Below are 19,200 nucleotides of genomic sequence, written 5' to 3'. Positions count from 1 at the left end.
GTTATATAATTCTAAAATTATTATATTACATTTTTTCTAATATATGCAAATATATAGTAAAATGGTTGTGATAAAATATATATGGTTTTTCTGAAATAATATTTAATTTTACCCCTTTCCCTTGTCTTTTTTGAAATTAGCTTTTGTTTCCTCTTTAAAAGATTAAAATCGTGTTCACTCAGTTTCCTACCTCCATAGTAATAGGCATCAAGAATATCCTTTATCTTGCTTAAATCAATTTGAAGCTGTCCTTCTATTTTTTCGATATATTCCCTCAATGTCATATAACTTGAATATTTTATGCCATTTAGCTTACCATAAAATATAATAGTATTTAATATTTTACTTAGCCTATCTATTTTAAAGAATACAAATAAATAGATACATAGATACAATAAAATTAAAATAGCTATAACATATACATAAATCGGGATATTTATTTTCTCTTTTGTTGCTTCTTTCTCATTCCATTGTTCTTTATCTTTAACATCCTTCTTTTCTTTTGATTTATCCTTTTGCTCTATAGGTTTAATTTCCTTATACTCTTTTTCTTTTACATTCTTATTTTCCACTAAAAAGAGAGATTGTGGTAGAAAATCTGAAATACTCACGTGTCCTGGAGTTGCATCAAAGGTAATCCAACCCAATTCCTCTGTATAAACCTCAACCCAAGCGTGTGCATTTTTATTATAAACAATATTTTCTCCCTTAGTTACATTGACTGTAAAGCCCTCTACGTACCTTGTAGGGATTTTTGCAATTCTACACATTACTGCCATAGCACTTGCATAATAGGTACAGTATCCCCTTTTTTCATCAAACAAAAAGTAGTCCACAAAATCCCTATCATCGGGTACAATACTAACATTTTTATCATACTGAAAGTTAGATTTTAAATATCTTTCTATTAATGCTGCCTTTACAAGATTGCTTTTATCTTTATGTTGTCTAATGATTTCTTCAGTTAAGCTATACACTCTTTGAGGAACTGAATTTGGAACATTTAAGTAGATAGAAAACTGTCTTATATCATATTTATTATTCAAACTATTATTTAATAAATATTCTATATTATTATAATCATAATAAATAGAAATTAAATTATAGGTGTCCTTTGAAAACAAATTTTTATCTGCTAAAACTTCCCATTCTCCATCAATAGAAAGCTGTCTATTTGAGTTTATCTTTATGCTTTGTAGATAAAGTGGAGTAAATATTGTCTTTGTGTTTATATAGTTCGGAATTATTTCAAGATTTATGTTTTTTAGCTTATCTCCTTCAAAGATATTTACTTCCTTTAAACCATTAACATCAGGAACTATATTTTTTATCTCTAATTTATTATTATCTATTTTTGTCCACATACTTCCATTATAGGTTGTCTTTACTGTACCTCTTAAGTGAACTTCTCCTAAGGTGGATGGTGACTTTACAATAAATGCCTTTGAGTTATCATCCTCTATAGGTCCTCCTAATTTTTTATCATCCCTTTGATATCCAGTCATTGATAGAGAAAAACTCTTCTGTTCAAAGTTTAAAACTCTATTTACTATTGAACCCGATTCAAAATCCAATTCATCTATATATATGTAGGGTTCATTTTTAAAGGGAAGCAATTTAATAAATAGGTTTGTTGCCATAATAAATATAATTATAAGCGTTAACCACCTAACAAAATAACCTCTTTGGAATTTAAAATTATTGTCTATTGTTTTGGTATTTTTACTGAAATTATTGTATCCATATAGCATTAAAAGAACAGTAAAATATATAACTGCTCTATTGATATTAACTAAATCATAATAATATAAGCCATAAAAGACAAATAAGCCTACAACAAATAAAAATATTGAACTTTTTTTGTTTTTTATAAGATAGTAAACGACTATATAGCTTGGAATAAATAATATTGTTACAAGGCCTATAAAATATCCATTATAGGTTTCTATAAGCCCACCATTTTCTATCAAACTTTGAACAAATGGAACAAAACCCTTATATAAGTCAATAACTCCATTTTTAATTGCAGGATGTATAAAAAGTAATATTATAGCTAAATTAAATATCCTATATTTAATTGAGATAAACAGACAGACAAGAATAAAAACATATATAAAAATCAATAAATTAGAAAAAATCTTCACCTTAAATAAATCTTGGAGGTTCAATATTATTATTATAAAAAGAATTGATTGTATAAAATTGTACCATATAAACTCAAGGGGTTTATTTTTCATACATAAATCCCCCCTTTATATCAATAGAATTTACTATATAAACTATATCGCTATGTTTTTCCTCTGTATCATCACAGCTTACTATATAGAAATTATTTATATATTCCTTTATTTTATTTAATCTATTCAGCTTTTCACTTGAAATACTACCAGTTATATATAAAATTGTGCTGTCTTTGTTTAATTTTATTCTGTCTTTTACTACATCAATAACATCTATACTACCCTCTGCTCTAACAGTTGCAATTAAATCACTTAACTTTTTAAAATCATTTATATTTTTTCCATCTGAAGAATAGAGTTTATTAGAAACTATATAAAGTATTGTCTCTACCCTATTCCTTAATAGATACTCTACAATAGAAATACAGACCTCCGCTGCAGTTTCCTCTAAATCAAAACTTTTATAAACCTCTGTCATATCAAGTATAATATTTACAGAATTTGTTCCTGATATATCGTATTCCTTTATCTGAAGTTCTCCACGCTTTGCGGATAGTTTCCAATGTACTCTTTTTAAATTATCCCCTACAACATATCCTCTTATATTCCTTATACTCGTGTAATCCTCATTAGTTGAACTTTTAGCCTTATGGGTTCCAAGAGGTCTAAAATTTGGTAGATTTAAATTATCAATATAATGGATTTTAGGGTAAACATATATACTTTTCCCTATATCAACGCTTTTTTCAAAACAGATTATTCCAAATACATCCCATAATTTAATCTCTATAGGGCCTAAGCTATATATACCTCTGTATTTAAAATTTATTTTATTGTCCATAATAACCTTTTCAAAAGGCATCAAGGAAAAATATTCTTTTTTAAAATTATTTTCTAAAATAAATATTTTATCAACCTCAACAAAGGGTATTGGTAAAACAGATTTGTTTTCCACAACTGTCTGTAAATTGATTTCTTCATCTGTAGTACAGTAGATTATATCCACCTCTTGATTTGCAATAATATTCCTCTTGCTTAAAATACACCAAATTATTGAAAAAAATAGACTAAAAAATATTAAATAAAATATTCTATAAAAAACTTCACTCCCTATGGTAGCGACTAACCAGACAGAAATAACTAAAATTACTATTGAGGATTTATTTATTTTAAACATATAGCTTTGCTCCAGGTACTTTCACTTCACTTAGTATTTCTTCAAGTATTTTTACCTCTGAATAACCTCTCAGTTTAATTTCTGGTTTTATCGCTATCCTGTGGGATATAACCTCAATAAAAACTTGTTTTACATCATCTGGTGTAACATAATCTCTATCATTTATGTATGCCTTTGCTTGTGATGCCTTTAATAAATGAATAGAAGCTCTTGGACTTGCCCCTATAATTATTTCTTCCCTATTTCTTGTTCTTGATACTAAAAATACTATGTATCTTTCAATTTTATCGTCTACATAAACTTCTTTTACTTCCCTCTGCATTTTTAAAATTTCTTCCCTTTTAACAACTTCTTTTAATTCAAATAGAGGGTTTTTATTTTTAAACCTTCTTAATATCATTATTTCTTCATCTTCATCAGGATAGCCAATATTAATCTTCATCATAAATCTGTCAAGCTGTGCCTCTAAAAGTGGAAAGGTACCTTCATATTCTATTGGATTTTGAGTTGCAAGAACTATAAATGGTTCCTGTAGTTTATAGGTTTTATTATCAACTGTAACCTGCTTCTCCTCCATTGCCTCAAGTAGGCTCGATTGAGTTTTAGGAGACGTTCTATTTATTTCATCCGCCAATATTATGTTGCTCATTATTGGCCCAAATTTAAATTCAAATTCTCCTGTTTTAGGATTTAGTATGTTAACTCCAGTAATATCCGATGGAAGAAGGTCTGGTGTAAACTGTATTCTACTAAAATCGCATCCTAATGATTTAGCTAACGCTTTTATCAGCATAGTTTTACCTACCCCTGGAACATCCTCCAATAGAGCATTTCCTTCAGATAGTAGGCATATTAAAACCTTTTCAACAACCTCCTCCTTACCCACAATAACCTCTCCAACATTTTGTATAATATCATTTATTTTTGCCCTATAACCCATTGTAACCCTCCTATACAATTTTACATTAAATGAAATATTTTACTTTAGACATTTAAATTAATTTCCATTTTGGTACACTGCACCAAAATGGAAATTTTTTAATTAACATTATCTACTTCCTCTGAATTTATGGGCTGTTCATTTATTGTATCATTTTGAGTTTGTGTATTCTCTATTACCTTTTTGGTTCCAACTCTAATTTTACCATTTAATACTTTATAGGTATCATCACCAAGCTTTTCGGTCTTTATTAACTTTCCATTTTGATATACCTTTCTATAGGTTCTCACTTTCATACCAGCGATAGGTTTAATTTCAACTACCTTTTGCCCCTCTGGTAGGTTTGGGTCATTTATATACTCAACCTTAGGTTCTGTTCTTTGATAAACTTCAGATACTATCTCTACATACTGACCTGTTCTTTCATCTGCACCATATATGTTTATTCTTATTGTTGATGTTTCCATAACTGCTTCTATGTATATAGGATTTTTATAATTATTCTTAAATTGAAAATCTATGGAATCTCCTGCTATTGTAGCATCTCTACCTGGTGCCACATAGGAAACAGCAAGTCCGTGGGGCCTTCTCTTTACTATTTCAAAATTTCCAAGGAGGGCCGCATTATACATAGTTGTTGAAACTTGGCATATCCCACCTGCAAGTCCTGGTTCTAATTTTCCATTTATTATAACTGGTGCCTCCTTATAGCCTTGACTCTCGTTTCTTGGCCCTAATACCTTTAACATAGAAAATACATCTCCAGGCATTACAACAGTTCCTGTTAAATACCTTGCAGCAATCCTAATATTTTCTGTTCTATTTACGTCTGAAGGCTTAAAGGATGTTGTAAAGGATGAAATCTTTGTTGTTATATTTGACAATGCCTCTGCCTTTATTTTGGCTTCAACTACTTTTGTTGGAACTTCTATTTTTTCTATTTCACCCTCTGGCTTTATTTCATTTTTTATAAGCTCTATTAGCTTTGGTTCATCTACAGCAATTCCTGATTTTTCAGGAGTTATAACAAATTTACCTGAAATTCTTTTTATTTTTGCATCTATTGGTTCTTTATTTATGTCCTTTGCAATCTTTTTAACTTCTCCTTCTAATATTGTAGTATCTGACATAAAATTTAGTGGTATGTTGTAGGGATTTCTTTTCAAATTATACCTTTGTATTGTTTTTTCTATAATATTTCCTGTTTTACCATAAGAATAGGCCTCTTCAACAGCCTTTTCAACATCATAATGTGCCTTTAATTTCTTAAAATCTATTGAATATTTCCTATCACCATAAAATATATCTATTTTTCTGTTTTGCATTTTACCATTGAACTTTTCATTAATCAATTTATTTGCTTCCTCTTTAGTCATACCACCTACATATTCATTATTAATATAGATTCCTTCAAATATTTTGTTTGATGCTTTATTTGTGCTGTTTAACAGAAATATTACTGACGACACAATAAAAAGAATTGTTAAAGAAAAAAATATTATAAGTCCATCTCTTAATCCCTTTTTCACCTAATTTTCCCCCTTTATACTTAGCTGATGATTGTTATTATAAAAATCGCAAAGTTCATTTATTGGACAATTTAAGCACTTTGGATTTCTTGCAGTACAAATATTTCTACCGTGCCAAATAAGAAGATGATGAGCACCTGACCACATTTCCTTTGGTATATTTTTCATAAGATGTTCTTCGGTTTCAAGCACATCCTCTGATTTAGCAAGCCCTATTCTATTTGAAACCCTAAAGACGTGGGTATCCACTGCGATTGCATCCTTACCAAAGGCATTGGATAATACGACATTTGCAGTTTTTCTACCAACACCTGGAAGTTTAATGAGTTCCTCCAATGAGTCAGGCACTTCTCCATTATATCTTTCAATTATCATTTTGCTTGCAGCTATAATGTTCTTTGCCTTGTTTTTATAAAATCCACAGGTTCTTATGTATTCTTCAAGCTCACTTTGTGGTATATTTGCAAAATCCTGAGGTTTATTATACTTTTTAAAAAGAACTTCAGTTGCCTTATTTACAGTAATATCTGTAGTTTGGGCCGAGAGCATAGTTGCCACAAGCAGTTCAAAGGGAGTTGTAAAATTTAGTGCACAACCTAAATGTCCATATAAATTCTCTAAAATATTTAGTATCTTAATTACTCTTGTTTTTTCCATAATAATCACCTAAAATAATTTTATGTTAAAAATATTTTAACATAACAGTTATTTTTTTCAACAAACACTTTCAAGGATGGTGTATAATTTGTCTATAAAAAATCAAATAATCGAATTTTCTAAATCTATTGGAATTGAATATATTGGCTTTTGCAGGGCTGAATATACAGATAATTTTATACAAAGATTGAACTACAGCTACAATAAAAATTATAACTGTGAATTTCAAACAACTGAAATTAAAGAAAGAATTAATGTAAAAGAATATATGGAGGATGCCAAAACCTTTATTTCTATAGCACTCCCCTATAAAACTATCGAAACAAATAAATCTAAGCCCTATTTTTCAAAATCTTCCTTAGGAAAAGATTATCACATTGTAGTAAAAAATAAATTAAAACTTATTGAAGACTTCTTACAAAATAATTACAACGCTAAAACTATTTCTTTTGTTGATACAAGTCCTATGCACGATAGAGAAATTGCATATATGTGCGGTATAGGATTCTATGGTAAAAACTCAACCTTGATAACTGAAAAATACGGCTCCTATGTATTTTTAGGAGAAATTTTAACCAATATATATATTGAACCTTCAACTCCTATGTCTTCACTATGTGGTAGCTGTGATAGGTGCCTGAAAGCCTGTCCTGTTGGTGCAATTAAGGAAGATTATTTTATTGATGCAAATAAATGTTTATCATACATTACCCAAAAAAAGGATGATTTGTCAGAACAGGAACAAACAAAATTAGGACTAAGAGTTTATGGATGCGATACCTGTCAGGATGTTTGTCCCTTTAATCATAAAGCACAAATTTCAAATATTGAAGACTTTTTACCTGATGACTGGAATATTAATATTAATGAAGATAATTTTTTAAATATATCTAATAGCAAGTTTAACAAAACCTTTAAAACTACCTCTGCTGGGTGGAGAGGAAAAAAGGTACTTCAAAGAAACTTAATAATAGCAATGGGAAACTCAGGAAAAAAGGAATATTTAGATATATTAAAAAGGTTAAATAAAAATGAATATCTTGAAAAATACATAAAAAATGCAATTAAAAAATTGGAGGTGAAGAAATGAAAAAGGGAATTTTAACTAAAATAATCCTAAATGCTGCATCTATATACATTACAGCTTCAATTGTAAAGGGAGTAGAGATTAGAGGTTTTTTAGCTGCTGTTGTTGCTGCAGCAATACTTGGTATTGTAAATGCACTAATTAGACCTATTTTTCTACTTTTCTCACTGCCTATTAATTTGATGACTCTTGGGCTTTTTACATTCGTGATAAACGGATTGATGCTTTCTATTGCCGCATCAGTTACACAGGGCTTTTATATATCTAATTTTGGTTCTGCAATAGTTGCATCTATTATAATATCAATTGTTAGTGCTATACTTAATTTTCTATTAGTTGAATAAAGGAGAATTAATATGATTATAGGATATGCATCAATAACCCTAATGCTCTACTCTCCAACTTCACTTAAAGAAAAGAGGCAGATAATAAAAAGTCTAATAACTAAAATACGAACAACCCTTAATGTATCCTGTGCCGAGGTTGACCTAAATGATAAATGGCAGCTTGCTCAAATTGGTATTGCTACGGTATCTAATGATAGAAGGATAGTTGATACTCAAATTAATTCAGTAATAAGTTTAATTGAGAAGGATGGTAGAGCAGAAATTGTGGATGTAGTGGTGAATACAATATAAAAAGTCCCCTTGCGGGGACTTTTATATAACATAGTCCTCTAAATATACTATATTTTCTTCTTTACTTCTTACTATTTTTGCAGGGATTCCAACTACTGTAACATTTGGTGGAACGTTCTTTAAAACAACTGCATTAGCTCCAATCTTTACATTGTCCCCAACAGTAATTGGGCCTAATACCTTAGCTCCAGCTCCTATCACTACGTTGTTACCTATTGTTGGATGTCTTTTTCCCTTATCCTTTCCTGTACCCCCAAGGGTTACACCGTGGTATATTGTTACATTATCTCCAACCTCTGCTGTCTCTCCAATAACCACTCCCATACCGTGGTCAATAAAAAGTCCTTTCCCTATTTTAGCCCCTGGATGTATTTCTATACCTGTAAGGTTTCTTGCTATTTGTGATATAACTCTTGCAAGTACAAACATCCTTATTTTATAAAGTTTATGGGACAATCTATAGAAAAGAACTGCATAAAGGCCTGGATAGCAAAGTATTACCTCCAGCATATTCTTTGCTGCTGGGTCCTTCTCCATTATATTTTTTGCCTCTCTATATAATGTTCTAAACATAACAATCACTCCTCATTAAAAAGTTCTGTTGATAAATATCTCTCTCCAGTATCAGGAAGAAGAACAACTATTTTTTTCCCTCTTCCAAGTTCCCTGGCCTTAAGAAGTGCTGCATATAATGCTGCCCCTGATGATATTCCAACCAATATACCCTCTTTTTTAGCAATCTCCCTTGCATATTTCATTGCATTCTCATTTGAAACAGTAACTATATCATCTATAACTTCTCTTTTTAAAACCTTAGGAATAAATCCTGCCCCAATACCTTGTATTTTGTGTGGGCCTGGGTTGCCTCCAGATAATACTGGCGAGTCCTTTGGTTCTACTGCTACAATCTTCACATTTTCTATTCTTTCCTTTAAAACTTCTCCAACTCCAGTTATTGTTCCTCCTGTGCCTACCCCTGCCACAAACATATCAATTTTTCCCTTCATATCGTCTATAATCTCTAAAGCAGTTGTCTTCATATGTGCTATTGGATTATATATGTTTTCAAACTGCATAGGCATAAAGTATCCTTTTTCCTTTGCAAGCTCATTTGCCTTTTCTACTGCTCCCTTCATTCCCTTTGAACCTTCGGTTAGAATAATATATGCACCATATGCCTTTAGTATCTTTCTTCTTTCTATACTCATTGTCTCAGGCATAACTAAAATTAATTTATATCCCTTTGCTGCTGAAACCATTGCAAGGCCTATACCTGTATTCCCACTTGTAGGTTCTATTATAGTATCTCCCTTCTTTATTAGACCTTGTTTTTCAGCCTCTTCAATCATAGATAGAGCTATTCTGTCCTTCACGCTACCCCCTGGGTTGAAAAACTCTACCTTTACATAAACCTCAGCACTATTTTCATCAACCATATTGTTTAGCTTAACTAACGGTGTTCTTCCTATTGTTTCAAAGATATTATTAAAAATCATCTTAACCCCTCCTAAAAAACTAAAATTTTTGATGCATAACACCTCTTAATTAAATTTTTTACAAATTAAAAAACCTTCTACCCCTGTATATACAGAGGCAGAAGGTTTACTTCCGCGGTTCCACTCTGCTTAGGCTAAAAAAGCCTATCTCATCTTCAGGTACTAACATACCCTATCTCTATAACGGGAGCTCCCGTAGCAGCCTACTTATATTTTCGGCTTAACACTCCAAGGGGCACTTCAATTATACTCTGCTTAGAACTCTCTCAGCCAAGGAGTTCCTCTCTGTAAAGCTTTATATAATTTACTTTCCCTTTTCACCGTGTTTAATTCCTATTAATTTACTCGGAATTCTTATTTATATTATATGCAACTTTTTTAAAAAAATCAATAAATATTTTTAAATTTTTTTATGTATTTTTATTTACAAAATATATGCTTTCCAATAACCTTTATAACAGGTCTTGATAATATCCACTTATTGGTTGTCTTTGCGGGGTTGTAATAGTATATAGCTCCACCTGATGGATCCCACCCATTTAATGCATCAATTGCTGCCTTTTTAGAACTATCAACAATTCCTGCATTTATTTGACCATCTACAACGGCTGTAAATGCACCGGGCTGATAGACTACCCCTGGTATTGTGGAAGGGAATCTTGGATCCCTAACTCTATTTAGAACAACTCCTCCAACTGCTACCTGGCCTATATAGGGCTCTCCTCTTGCCTCACCATTTATAACTCTTGTAAGAAGGTCTAAATTTTGAGAACCTGCCACCGATGTACTTTGAGTTTTGTTTTTCGAAACATTTATTCCAAGTGCCGCTAATGTTTTAGGTCCTACAACTCCATCAGGACTTAGGCCATTTTTTCTTTGAAAGTTTTTAACTGCTGTATAGGTTTGGTATCCATATATTCCGTCTATTGCTCCATTATAATAGCCCCACCTTTTTAGTCTGGTTTGTATTTCTTTAACTACATCTCCTCTTGAACCATAGGAATAGGTTTGGGCATTAATAACGCTTGTTGTAATAAAATATGCAAAATACATCATAAATGCTACCCATACAGCTAAAAATGCTTTCTTCAACGTTCATCCCCTCCTTCATTATCTTATTATTTCCAAGAAACGATATAAATTATTACAAAAACTCCTAAATTTTAAAAATAAAAAACTATGATATGTTGGTTTTGCCAAATATCATAGTTAAAACTTCTATCTATTATTTTCACATATCTGTTTTAACTGTCCATTTGAATATTTAAAAAGTTTATAGGCACTAATATTATTTACAACATTAAGCTCTGTAAAATATAGTTCGCCATTTACCAACCTAATGTCTTCAATTAGATTGTTGCTTTTATATATGTTGCTATATACATTATTTTTTACATCAATCTGAAAAATTTTAAAAGTATCTCCCGTTCTACAAGCTGTATAAATATATTCATCATCTACTGCCACCGAATATATATCTGAAAGTTCTATTTTAAACCTACCTTTATAATCAATATAATAATAATCCTTAGTGTTTAAATCATTATAAACAAGCTTTAATTTTTTTATATCCAAATAATTTATGTATATATCATTGTATTTATAGTTTGTAATTATAGATAAAGCATTATCTTTTAAATTTAAGGTATTTAGTGCTAACTCTAAGTTTTTAAACTCTGTTAAATTATAAATATTATAGTCCTTTTCGATATTTATTAAATAAAGTCTATCCCTATTATTTTCTGTAACCTTTACTACAGCACTATATTCATCTATATAATTAACATCTATCTTCTGTGCATCTTCTAAATTAAATATAGTATTATACTCACCTGTATTTTTATCTACTGCAATAAGATATAATATTGAGTTTGATATTGTTTTAGTTATTATAATATTTCCTGATATATTATATATTGGATCATATACTTTTCCCTGTATCTTGTCTTTAGTAAGCTTTAAATTTTTAGGTACTTCATCTACCTTAAACTCTGAAAAAATCCATTTGCCATTTTTTAAAATCCAATTATAATTTTTATATCTTATGCCGCTCTCTTCTACTATGTACTGTATATTTCCATTCAAATCGACTATTTTATACTCATTCTCATATTTAAGTGCTACCTTTTTATTATCTGGACACCACTTTATATTTTCTATTATATTATAGCTTTCTTCCTTAATATCTACGTCATATATATAATATACAAACATAAATACTAAAAATATAGACAATACAATCGTTATTTTCTTCAAAATATCACCCCTTTTAACTTCTCTTAACATTTTATCACATTTTTATTTAAATACCTATTTTCTTTTTATATTATTATTTTTGTGTTATAATACTAAAACAATACAAAAAGAGGTGATTATATGGCAGATTTTCTACCCATAAGCAGAGAAGATATGAAAAAACGAAATATTGAACAACTTGATTTCATATATATCTCAGGCGACGCATACGTTGACCATCCTTCCTTTGGCCACGCTATAATTACAAGACTTATAGAACACTATGGTTTTACAGTTGGTATAATACCTCAACCAAATTGGAAAAGTAAAGATGATTTTATGAGGCTTGGAAAACCTAAAATCGCTTTTCTTGTATCATCAGGAAACATAGATTCAATGGTAAACCACTATACAGCCCACAAAAAAAGAAGAAATGACGATGCATATTCACCCGGTGGAAAAGCAGGATACAGACCTGATAGAGCAGTAATTGTTTACTGTAATAGGCTAAGGGAAGCCTATAAGGATGTTCCAATAATAATAGGTGGAATTGAAGCAAGTCTTAGACGATTTGCCCACTACGACTATTGGGATGATAAGGTTAGAAATTCAATACTAATAGACAGTAGTGCCGACCTACTTATATATGGTATGGGAGAAAAACCTCTTATGGAAATACTTAACCTGATTCAATTTGGCAAAAATATTAAGGACATTAAAGATATACGTGGAACCTGTTATTCAACTTCTGATATAAGCCATTTAAAAGAATATATTGAACTTCCAAGCTTTGAGGCAGTATCTACTAATAAAAAAGAATATGCAAAGGCCTTTAAAATACAGTATGAAGAACAGGATGCCATAAGGGGAAGAACATTAGTTCAAAGGCACGACAACAAATATATTGTTCAAAATCCACCCTCCTATCCACTATCTAAGGATGAGATGGATTTTGTTTATTCTCTTCCATACAATAGAACCTACCATCCAATATATAAACAACAAGGTGGTATTCCTGCATTAAAAGAGGTTGAATTTAGCATAACCTCCCATAGGGGATGTTTTGGTGGATGTTCCTTCTGTGCATTAAATTTTCATCAAGGAAGAGTAATACAACCAAGGAGTGAAGAATCGATATTAAAGGAAGCCGAAGCATTAACAAAGCTTCCTAATTTTAAAGGTTATATCCACGATGTAGGAGGACCTACTGCTAATTTTAGAAAACCATCCTGTAAAAAACAAATTGAACAGGGTGTATGTAAAAATAGGCAGTGCCTTTTTCCAACTCCCTGCAAAAATTTAGAGGTGGACCACTCTGAATATTTGAATATGCTCAGAAAAATTAGAAAAATTAAGGGTGTAAAAAAGGTATTCATACGTTCGGGAATAAGATATGATTATCTTATGCTGGATAAAAACGAAGCATTTTTTGATGAGCTTATAAAACACCATATAAGTGGGCAACTTAAAGTTGCACCTGAACATATTTGCAATGAAGTATTAAGCCTTATGGGAAAACCAAATAGAAAAGTATATGATACATTTGTAAAAAAATATTTTGAGAAAAATAAAAAATTTAAACTAAACCAGTTTTTAGTACCTTATCTTATGTCAAGCCATCCAGGAAGTACACTTAAAAGTGCTATAGAACTTGCTGAATATATTAGAGATATGGGATACAATCCTGAGCAGGTACAGGATTTTTATCCAACACCCGGCAGTCTATCAACAGCTATGTATTATACTGAGATGAACCCTCTAACTGGAGAAAAGGTTTATGTACCTAAATCTAAAGAAGAAAAGGAAATGCAAAGGGCTCTATTACAATTTAGGGATCCTAAAAATTATGATTTAGTATATAAGGCTTTAATTAAAGCAGGAAGAGAGGATTTAATTGGATATGGCAAAAAATGCTTAATACCACCTAAAAAATCTAAGGTGAAAAAGGGTAGATGATAAATGGAAAGACAGGTTCTTATTATAGTTAAATCAATCGTCGATAAAAGCTTAATTGGAACATATTTTTTCTTCTTTTTAAATTCCTGTTTACAAATACTCTTTCCTCCATATCCAGGAGACACTATAACTATTTTTCAAGGGTATTTGACCTATAGGATGGGATTTAACAAATACTTAATGCTTCTTTCTACTATATCTGGTTCCTTCTTAAGCAGTATGTTTCTTTATTACCTAAGCTATGTAAAATTAGATATTGTATTAAATAATAGATTTATTATTAAGTTTTTTAATCTTGATAAGATACACAAATTAGAGGAACTGTTTAAAAAATATGGAGTATTTTTTATTTTAATAAATAAGTTTATTCCAGGCCTTGGTTCTCTTACATTTATAGCAGCAGGTATTTTAAAACTTCCACTAATACCTGCTACTATATCTATTTTATTGGCCAATATTTTGCATAATACAATGCTATTTTCAGCAGGTGCCCTAACAGGAGATAATATGGAAATAATTAAGGCTTCTATAAAGGAATATTATAGGCTAATCGTTGGAATAACTGTTATAATATCATTACTTTATTTATTGGTAAGAAACAGAATAAAGCTATATAGAAGGTCAGTTAAATAAGCAAAAATATTTATCCCTAATAATGATTACATTAACATTAATTCTTTTTAACCAAATAAAATAAGCCCTTATTAGGGCTTTCAGGCTGTTGAAAAGTTATATGTTGATTAGCACCATGAAGGATTTCTTAGGCATTCGTTCATTTCGCTAAGCAATTCTAAGCTTTTCTTTATTTGAGCCCTTATTAGAACTTTTTTCATAATTCAATTATGATATATATAAAAAGGATGTTACCCACTTACAGTAGTGAGCAACATCCTTTTTAATCAAGTTGAACTTATATCTAAAAATGCTGCAATTAATAAAATAACCTCTGGAATTAGTGTCATTGTCTTAAATTCCATTCCCACATAAATAGAAATAGCCTGAATTAAAAAGATTAAATAACCAATGATATAGAGAAGATTTAAAACTTTAAAATAAACTGAATTAATTACTCTGAAATAATTTGAAGCAATAAAAATAAATAATAATGCAAAAAATGCTACTAAAAGAATCAAATAATCTCTATATTCATTGGTGCATACGAACTTAAATCCACCATAATACTTTATAAAATTATTTGGTACAATGTAGATTATATATACTTCTAATATTAAAAATACTACCATAAGCAACTTATCTATTAGTCCGATTTCTGATTTCCTATTTAAAATATATATGCAGTAAAGTCCTATGGTAAAAAGTACCACTGGCATCAGAGTAAGTTTACCAAGATTAAATAAATAATTTAATTTTTTAACGTTTAGAAACAGATAAATTAATATATACCTAAAAGAAGATATAAAAAATAACAAGGCTAAAAAAACACTATACTTTTGTTTTTTCTTTAGTAGAATATAAAAATTAAATAAGCATAAAACACAGCATATGAAAATTAATGAAAATAGAGTTTTCACCTTTTACCTCTTTTATATTGCTACTATTTAATTAATATTATTGAACTGTTTTATTTATAACCTTAAGGTGTAAATATTTTTATCTTCTTAGATGATATCCTTACGTTAAGTGGAAACTGTGGTCCTACCTCTCCATCTATATCTGTCTCTATGTTTTCATCGCATTCTATTTTAAATTCACTGCTTTTTAAGTATATTACATTGCTACTCTCAAGATGTTCTCCCTTCAACATTTTTAAGAACAAATTAAAGAGTTCTACAAGGTTACACTGCTTTATTGCAATTAAATTAAGTGTTTCATCGTTTGCAGTTGAGTCTGGTGCAAGTTTAAATCCTCCTGCACTGGAACCATTTAATATAACAAATAAGTATATATTTTCCTCTATGGTTTTTCCATTACAGCTTATTTTTATTGGTATAGCTCTAAAGTTTGGAAGCTGTTCTATTCCCTTTAAATAGTATGCCACTTTTCCAAGAGTATTCTTCATATTTATATCTATTTTTTGTGAAACATCAGTTAAAAGACCTCCAGCTGCAACGTTTATAAAATATCTATCATTTATCTTTCCTAAATCAAATTCACTAAGCTTACCCCTTGAGATTATGTCACAGGCTTCTGTTATTTTTCTTGGTATTCCTAAGTGTGATGCAAAATCATTTGCTGTTCCATAGGGGAATATTCCAAGAGGAACATTAATGTCATTCAAAATCATTGCATTTATTACGTGGTTTATTGTTCCATCTCCACCTGAAACAAGTATTACATCATAATCCTTTGCTCTCTTCATACTTGTGTATATATCTTCTATTGACATTGTTCTATATGGAGTTACTTCATATCCTGCTAATTGAAGTCTATCAATTACAGCATCTAATCTATTTCTAAAGGATCTATCACCAGAATATGGATTATAAATAAGTCTTGCCTTTTTCATATTATCGCCCCCCAGATTATATACTACTTAAAATATCTAATCCCTGCAACTGCAGGGATTAGAACATTATGTCATTTGGTTTAGAAATATCGCTTAATGCTTCACCTGCATCATCGTGAAGCCTGTTTGTAACAGCTATATCTCCAAGTGCCAACATACCAACAAGCCTTCCATCTTCAACAACAGGAAGCCTTCTTATTTGCTTTTCTGCCATAAGCCTTGCAGCATCGTGAATATCCTTATCTGAATTTATTGTTGTAAGACCAACTGTCATAACATCCCTTGCTAATACTTCACTCGGATTTTTCCCATAAGCAACATCTCTTAAAACTATGTCCCTATCTGTAATTATTCCTATCACTCTATTACCTTCACAAACTGGAACTGAACCTATGTTGTAATTTTTCATTAAATTCGCAACTTCTGTTACAGGTGTATTAGGAGTTACTGTAATAACTTCCCTCGTCATTATATCCTTTACTTTCATTAAAAACACCTCCATCTTTAGTATTTCCAGAAGGTGTTTTTTTACTCTAACTCCTTCATATCCTTTATTATATAAGAAACTACCAACAGAATTATTATTATAGTTATAGGAATAAATAGACTCCTATAATGCCTTGTATTAAAGGAATTACCAAAATAGTTATATGCAAACATCTCAGGCATAACACCAAGTACACTTGCTAATATAAAGTCTCTATATCTTATAGAAGTAAGCCCACAAGCTAAACTTAAGGCATCGTATGGAAAAATTACAGGAAGTCTCATTAAAAATAAAATTTTAAAACCATCCTTCTCTAATACTTTATCAAATTTATTTAATTTTCCCTTTGTAATTTTATGGACAAAATCCTTACCTAAAAATCTTGATAAATAGTAACCTACAGTTGCTGATATAAAACATCCAATAAGGGAAATAATATATCCATAACTCCATCCATATAATATTCCAGATATGACACCAAGTACCCACGTTGGAAATAGCATAACAAAGGGTTTAACTGCATAAATAATCAAAAGCACAAATATTGAATATTTTCCATAGCCCTCTATAAACCTCTTTAAACTTCTTATGTTAACTCTACCAAAGCAAAAATGAAATTTACTAATTTTAAGTATGTATATTATGATTATTAGTCCTATTAGAACAACTATATACTTTAATAGTGATTTTTTTGTCAAATATACCACCCCAAAATTGCTCCATATTATTGTAAAAAAATTGTTTTTGTTTATAATATATATTTAGTACATCAGATATAATTTCTAAAAACAGTTACATTAATATTTTAAATCATTTTATAATTTACTTCAATGTAACTTAAATATTTTATTTATTTGGGGTGATTGTTTTGAAAAAAGATTTTATTCCTAATTTATTTACCTTTGCTAACCTATCTCTTGGTATGGTATCTATTATGGCTACCTTTAACAATAATCTTAAGTTGGCAGCAATTTTAATTATGTCTGCAGCTCTACTTGATAGATATGATGGTAGGATAGCAAGAAGAATAGGGGTTTCAAGTGAACTTGGAAAGGAACTTGATTCATTAGCAGACCTTGTTTCCTTTGGTGCTGCACCAGCAATATTAAGTTGGCAATTATATTTAATTAATTTTGGACTTATAGGTTATATAATAACACTTTTATTTCCTATAGCTGGTGCTTTTAGGCTTGCAAGGTTTAATGTAACAAAGTTCAATAATGTATTTACTGGTGTACCTATAACTGTTGCAGGTGCAGTAGTTGCACTTGATAATCTAATTGAAGTATATAAGCCTCATAGCTATATATCAACTGTTATATTTATTATTTTTGCTTACTTAATGGTTAGTAAACTACAAATTAAGAAGTTTTAAATAGGGTTTAATACCCTATTTTTTTGTAAAATTATTTAAACATAATACATATTATATAACTGTGAGTATAAAATTTTAGGAGGATTCTAATGAATCTTAAGGGAAGTAAAACTGAAAAAAATCTATTAAAAACATTTGCAGGAGAATCAAGAGCAAGAAATAAGTACACATTTTATGCAGAAAAAGCAAGAAAAGAAGGTTTTGAGTTTATAGCAAAAATATTTGAAATAACATCAGACAACGAAAAGGCACACGCCAGAAGAGTATATAATGATTTCTTAAAGGAAAATAAAACTACTGCTGAAAATCTTTTAGATTGTGCTATGAATGAAGCTTTTGAAGCAGAAAAACTTTACAAAGAGTTTGAGAAGGTTGCTCGTGAAGAAGGTTTTATAGAAATAGCAGACTTTTATAAAGAGCTTGCAGAAACAGAAGAATATCACAAGATTAGATTTTTGAAGATACTTGAAAATCTAAAAGCTGGTAAGATGTTCAAGAGAGATACTCCTGTTAAATGGCAGTGTTTGAATTGTGGATATGTTCACGAAGGAACTGAAGCACCTGAAGTGTGCCCACTATGTGCCTTTAAGAGGGCTTTCTTTGAAATCTACTGTGAGAACTATAAATAGAGGTGAATATAATGTGTCCTTGTATGATTGTTTGGGTGCCAATTAGCTATTTTGAAGATGAAGAGGATATATTTGAAAACAATAGATTTTTTAGAGCTGATGGCAGTGAAGATGATTATGAAAATAAATTAAAATTATTTGAGATGATTGATGAAGAATTTAGTGAAGAATATTTAAAGCAATCAAATAGATAAACAAAAGGTGCTGGGCACCTTTTCAGGCTGTTGAAAAAGTTATATATTGATTAACCCTATGAAGGATTTCTTGGGCATTCGTTCATTTCGCTAATCAATTCTAAGCTTTTCTTTGTTTGAAAAGTCCTACCCTCGCGATGCCATCGTCCTGAT

General features: G+C 30.2%; 21 protein-coding genes and 1 other annotated feature. Of the genes, 8 read left to right on the top strand and 13 right to left on the bottom strand.

Translation table 11 applies throughout. The annotated features are described in order from the left end of the window. Window positions 1–20 precede the first annotated feature (20 nt). The 5 genes from JG776_RS09985 to nth all read right to left on the bottom strand — a co-directional run bounded on the left by JG776_RS09985 (window position 21) and on the right by nth (window position 6,483). Window positions 21–2,237: a transglutaminase family protein gene (locus JG776_RS09985; protein ID WP_291967091.1), complete on the bottom strand. Its 2,217-nt coding sequence runs from the start codon at window positions 2,235–2,237 to the stop codon at window positions 21–23. Beyond that, window positions 2,227–3,357: a DUF58 domain-containing protein gene (locus tag JG776_RS09980; protein WP_291967089.1), complete on the bottom strand. Its 1,131-nt coding sequence runs from the start codon at window positions 3,355–3,357 to the stop codon at window positions 2,227–2,229. Before JG776_RS09980 ends, JG776_RS09985 begins: the two co-directional genes overlap by 11 nt. Then, window positions 3,350–4,297: a MoxR family ATPase gene (locus JG776_RS09975; RefSeq protein ID WP_291967087.1), complete on the bottom strand. Its 948-nt coding sequence runs from the start codon at window positions 4,295–4,297 to the stop codon at window positions 3,350–3,352. The genes JG776_RS09980 and JG776_RS09975 overlap by 8 nt, the downstream gene beginning before the upstream one ends. A 98-nt stretch (window positions 4,298–4,395) precedes the next feature. Next, window positions 4,396–5,826 (bottom strand): VanW family protein, encoded by a 1,431-nt coding sequence (locus JG776_RS09970; protein ID WP_291967084.1) that lies wholly within the window; start codon window positions 5,824–5,826, stop codon window positions 4,396–4,398. Beyond that, complete coding sequence (gene nth, locus JG776_RS09965) at window positions 5,827–6,483, bottom strand: endonuclease III (RefSeq protein ID WP_291967083.1); 657 nt, start codon at window positions 6,481–6,483, stop codon at window positions 5,827–5,829. It abuts the gene before it with no gap. An 88-nt stretch (window positions 6,484–6,571) separates the two neighbouring features. Here nth and queG point away from each other — a divergent pair, with 88 nt between their 5' ends. The 3 genes from queG to JG776_RS09950 are packed head-to-tail and all read left to right on the top strand — an operon-like array spanning window position 6,572 to window position 8,208. Further along, on the top strand, window positions 6,572–7,573 hold the full coding sequence (gene queG, locus JG776_RS09960; protein ID WP_291967081.1) for a tRNA epoxyqueuosine(34) reductase QueG: 1,002 nt from the start codon (window positions 6,572–6,574) through the stop codon (window positions 7,571–7,573). After that, window positions 7,570–7,914 carry a phage holin family protein gene (locus tag JG776_RS09955; RefSeq protein WP_291967079.1) on the top strand — a complete coding sequence of 115 codons (345 nt, stop codon included), beginning with the start codon at window positions 7,570–7,572 and terminating at the stop codon, window positions 7,912–7,914. Before queG ends, JG776_RS09955 begins: the two co-directional genes overlap by 4 nt. Before the next feature lie 12 nt (window positions 7,915–7,926). Further along, window positions 7,927–8,208, top strand: a complete 282-nt coding sequence (locus JG776_RS09950; RefSeq protein ID WP_027308384.1) for a DUF503 domain-containing protein — start codon at window positions 7,927–7,929, stop codon at window positions 8,206–8,208. Window positions 8,209–8,229: 21 nt separating this feature from the next. Here JG776_RS09950 and epsC read toward each other — a convergent pair whose 3' ends face one another. The 4 genes from epsC to JG776_RS09930 form a co-directional block, all read right to left on the bottom strand. Next, window positions 8,230–8,781 (bottom strand): serine O-acetyltransferase EpsC, encoded by a 552-nt coding sequence (gene epsC, locus JG776_RS09945; protein WP_291967076.1) that lies wholly within the window; start codon window positions 8,779–8,781, stop codon window positions 8,230–8,232. Between the two features lie 5 nt (window positions 8,782–8,786). Beyond that, window positions 8,787–9,704: a cysteine synthase A gene (cysK, locus tag JG776_RS09940; protein WP_291967074.1), complete on the bottom strand. Its 918-nt coding sequence runs from the start codon at window positions 9,702–9,704 to the stop codon at window positions 8,787–8,789. Window positions 9,705–9,794: 90 nt separating this feature from the next. After that, window positions 9,795–10,034 (bottom strand) — a binding site (T-box leader). A 90-nt stretch (window positions 10,035–10,124) separates the two neighbouring features. Then, window positions 10,125–10,760 (bottom strand): spore cortex-lytic enzyme, encoded by a 636-nt coding sequence (gene sleB, locus JG776_RS09935; protein ID WP_291967127.1) that lies wholly within the window; start codon window positions 10,758–10,760, stop codon window positions 10,125–10,127. Between the two features lie 162 nt (window positions 10,761–10,922). Beyond that, window positions 10,923–11,960 (bottom strand): hypothetical protein, encoded by a 1,038-nt coding sequence (locus JG776_RS09930; protein WP_291967072.1) that lies wholly within the window; start codon window positions 11,958–11,960, stop codon window positions 10,923–10,925. Window positions 11,961–12,080: 120 nt separating this feature from the next. Between JG776_RS09930 and JG776_RS09925 the strand changes: the two genes are divergently transcribed. Together JG776_RS09925 and JG776_RS09920 are read left to right on the top strand one after the other, a co-directional pair. Further along, window positions 12,081–13,895 carry a YgiQ family radical SAM protein gene (locus JG776_RS09925; protein ID WP_291967070.1) on the top strand — a complete coding sequence of 605 codons (1,815 nt, stop codon included), beginning with the start codon at window positions 12,081–12,083 and terminating at the stop codon, window positions 13,893–13,895. 3 nt (window positions 13,896–13,898) lie between these two features. Beyond that, window positions 13,899–14,528 carry a DedA family protein gene (locus tag JG776_RS09920; RefSeq protein WP_291967068.1) on the top strand — a complete coding sequence of 210 codons (630 nt, stop codon included), beginning with the start codon at window positions 13,899–13,901 and terminating at the stop codon, window positions 14,526–14,528. A gap of 266 nt (window positions 14,529–14,794) precedes the next feature. Here the strand turns inward: JG776_RS09920 and JG776_RS09915 are convergent, their stop codons facing one another. The 4 genes from JG776_RS09915 to JG776_RS09900 all read right to left on the bottom strand — a co-directional run bounded on the left by JG776_RS09915 (window position 14,795) and on the right by JG776_RS09900 (window position 17,547). Next, complete coding sequence (locus JG776_RS09915) at window positions 14,795–15,226, bottom strand: hypothetical protein (RefSeq protein ID WP_291967066.1); 432 nt, start codon at window positions 15,224–15,226, stop codon at window positions 14,795–14,797. A gap of 263 nt (window positions 15,227–15,489) precedes the next feature. Continuing rightward, window positions 15,490–16,362: a YegS/Rv2252/BmrU family lipid kinase gene (locus JG776_RS09910; protein WP_291967064.1), complete on the bottom strand. Its 873-nt coding sequence runs from the start codon at window positions 16,360–16,362 to the stop codon at window positions 15,490–15,492. A gap of 58 nt (window positions 16,363–16,420) precedes the next feature. After that, window positions 16,421–16,849 (bottom strand): CBS domain-containing protein, encoded by a 429-nt coding sequence (locus JG776_RS09905; RefSeq protein WP_291967062.1) that lies wholly within the window; start codon window positions 16,847–16,849, stop codon window positions 16,421–16,423. 41 nt (window positions 16,850–16,890) lie between these two features. Next, on the bottom strand, window positions 16,891–17,547 hold the full coding sequence (locus tag JG776_RS09900; protein ID WP_291967060.1) for a TVP38/TMEM64 family protein: 657 nt from the start codon (window positions 17,545–17,547) through the stop codon (window positions 16,891–16,893). Window positions 17,548–17,717: 170 nt separating this feature from the next. Here JG776_RS09900 and pssA point away from each other — a divergent pair, with 170 nt between their 5' ends. The 3 genes from pssA to JG776_RS09885 all read left to right on the top strand — a co-directional run bounded on the left by pssA (window position 17,718) and on the right by JG776_RS09885 (window position 19,047). Next, window positions 17,718–18,224: a CDP-diacylglycerol--serine O-phosphatidyltransferase gene (pssA, locus tag JG776_RS09895; protein WP_291967058.1), complete on the top strand. Its 507-nt coding sequence runs from the start codon at window positions 17,718–17,720 to the stop codon at window positions 18,222–18,224. Between the two features lie 89 nt (window positions 18,225–18,313). Further along, on the top strand, window positions 18,314–18,853 hold the full coding sequence (gene rbr / locus JG776_RS09890; RefSeq protein ID WP_291967056.1) for a rubrerythrin: 540 nt from the start codon (window positions 18,314–18,316) through the stop codon (window positions 18,851–18,853). A gap of 11 nt (window positions 18,854–18,864) precedes the next feature. Next, window positions 18,865–19,047, top strand: a complete 183-nt coding sequence (locus JG776_RS09885) for a hypothetical protein (RefSeq protein ID WP_027308396.1) — start codon at window positions 18,865–18,867, stop codon at window positions 19,045–19,047. Window positions 19,048–19,200: the final 153 nt, after the last annotated feature.

It is taken from the genome of Caloramator sp., assembly GCF_020054765.1.
Classification (GTDB): Bacteria; Bacillota; Clostridia; order Clostridiales; family Caloramatoraceae; genus Thermobrachium; species Thermobrachium proteoclasticum.
Note: the sequence above shows the minus strand (reverse complement) of the source record. Positions and strands in the feature narration are given on the sequence as shown.

Excerpts from the sequence above, each read along its gene's own strand:
- JG776_RS09985 (WP_291967091.1), bottom strand. The coding sequence starts at position 2,237 with ATGAAAAATAAACCCCTTGAGTTTATATGGTACAATTTTATACAATCA.
- JG776_RS09980 (WP_291967089.1), bottom strand. The coding sequence starts at position 3,357 with ATGTTTAAAATAAATAAATCCTCAATAGTAATTTTAGTTATTTCTGTC.
- JG776_RS09975 (WP_291967087.1), bottom strand. The coding sequence starts at position 4,297 with ATGGGTTATAGGGCAAAAATAAATGATATTATACAAAATGTTGGAGAG.
- nth (WP_291967083.1), bottom strand. The coding sequence starts at position 6,483 with ATGGAAAAAACAAGAGTAATTAAGATACTAAATATTTTAGAGAATTTA.
- JG776_RS09955 (WP_291967079.1), top strand. The coding sequence starts at position 7,570 with ATGAAAAAGGGAATTTTAACTAAAATAATCCTAAATGCTGCATCTATA.
- JG776_RS09950 (WP_027308384.1), top strand. The coding sequence starts at position 7,927 with ATGATTATAGGATATGCATCAATAACCCTAATGCTCTACTCTCCAACT.
- epsC (WP_291967076.1), bottom strand. The coding sequence starts at position 8,781 with ATGTTTAGAACATTATATAGAGAGGCAAAAAATATAATGGAGAAGGAC.
- cysK (WP_291967074.1), bottom strand. The coding sequence starts at position 9,704 with ATGATTTTTAATAATATCTTTGAAACAATAGGAAGAACACCGTTAGTT.
- sleB (WP_291967127.1), bottom strand. The coding sequence starts at position 10,760 with ATGATGTATTTTGCATATTTTATTACAACAAGCGTTATTAATGCCCAA.
- JG776_RS09925 (WP_291967070.1), top strand. The coding sequence starts at position 12,081 with ATGGCAGATTTTCTACCCATAAGCAGAGAAGATATGAAAAAACGAAAT.
- JG776_RS09920 (WP_291967068.1), top strand. The coding sequence starts at position 13,899 with ATGGAAAGACAGGTTCTTATTATAGTTAAATCAATCGTCGATAAAAGC.
- JG776_RS09915 (WP_291967066.1), bottom strand. The coding sequence starts at position 15,226 with ATGCCAGTGGTACTTTTTACCATAGGACTTTACTGCATATATATTTTA.
- JG776_RS09910 (WP_291967064.1), bottom strand. The coding sequence starts at position 16,362 with ATGAAAAAGGCAAGACTTATTTATAATCCATATTCTGGTGATAGATCC.
- JG776_RS09905 (WP_291967062.1), bottom strand. The coding sequence starts at position 16,849 with ATGAAAGTAAAGGATATAATGACGAGGGAAGTTATTACAGTAACTCCT.
- rbr (WP_291967056.1), top strand. The coding sequence starts at position 18,314 with ATGAATCTTAAGGGAAGTAAAACTGAAAAAAATCTATTAAAAACATTT.
- JG776_RS09885 (WP_027308396.1), top strand. The coding sequence starts at position 18,865 with ATGTGTCCTTGTATGATTGTTTGGGTGCCAATTAGCTATTTTGAAGAT.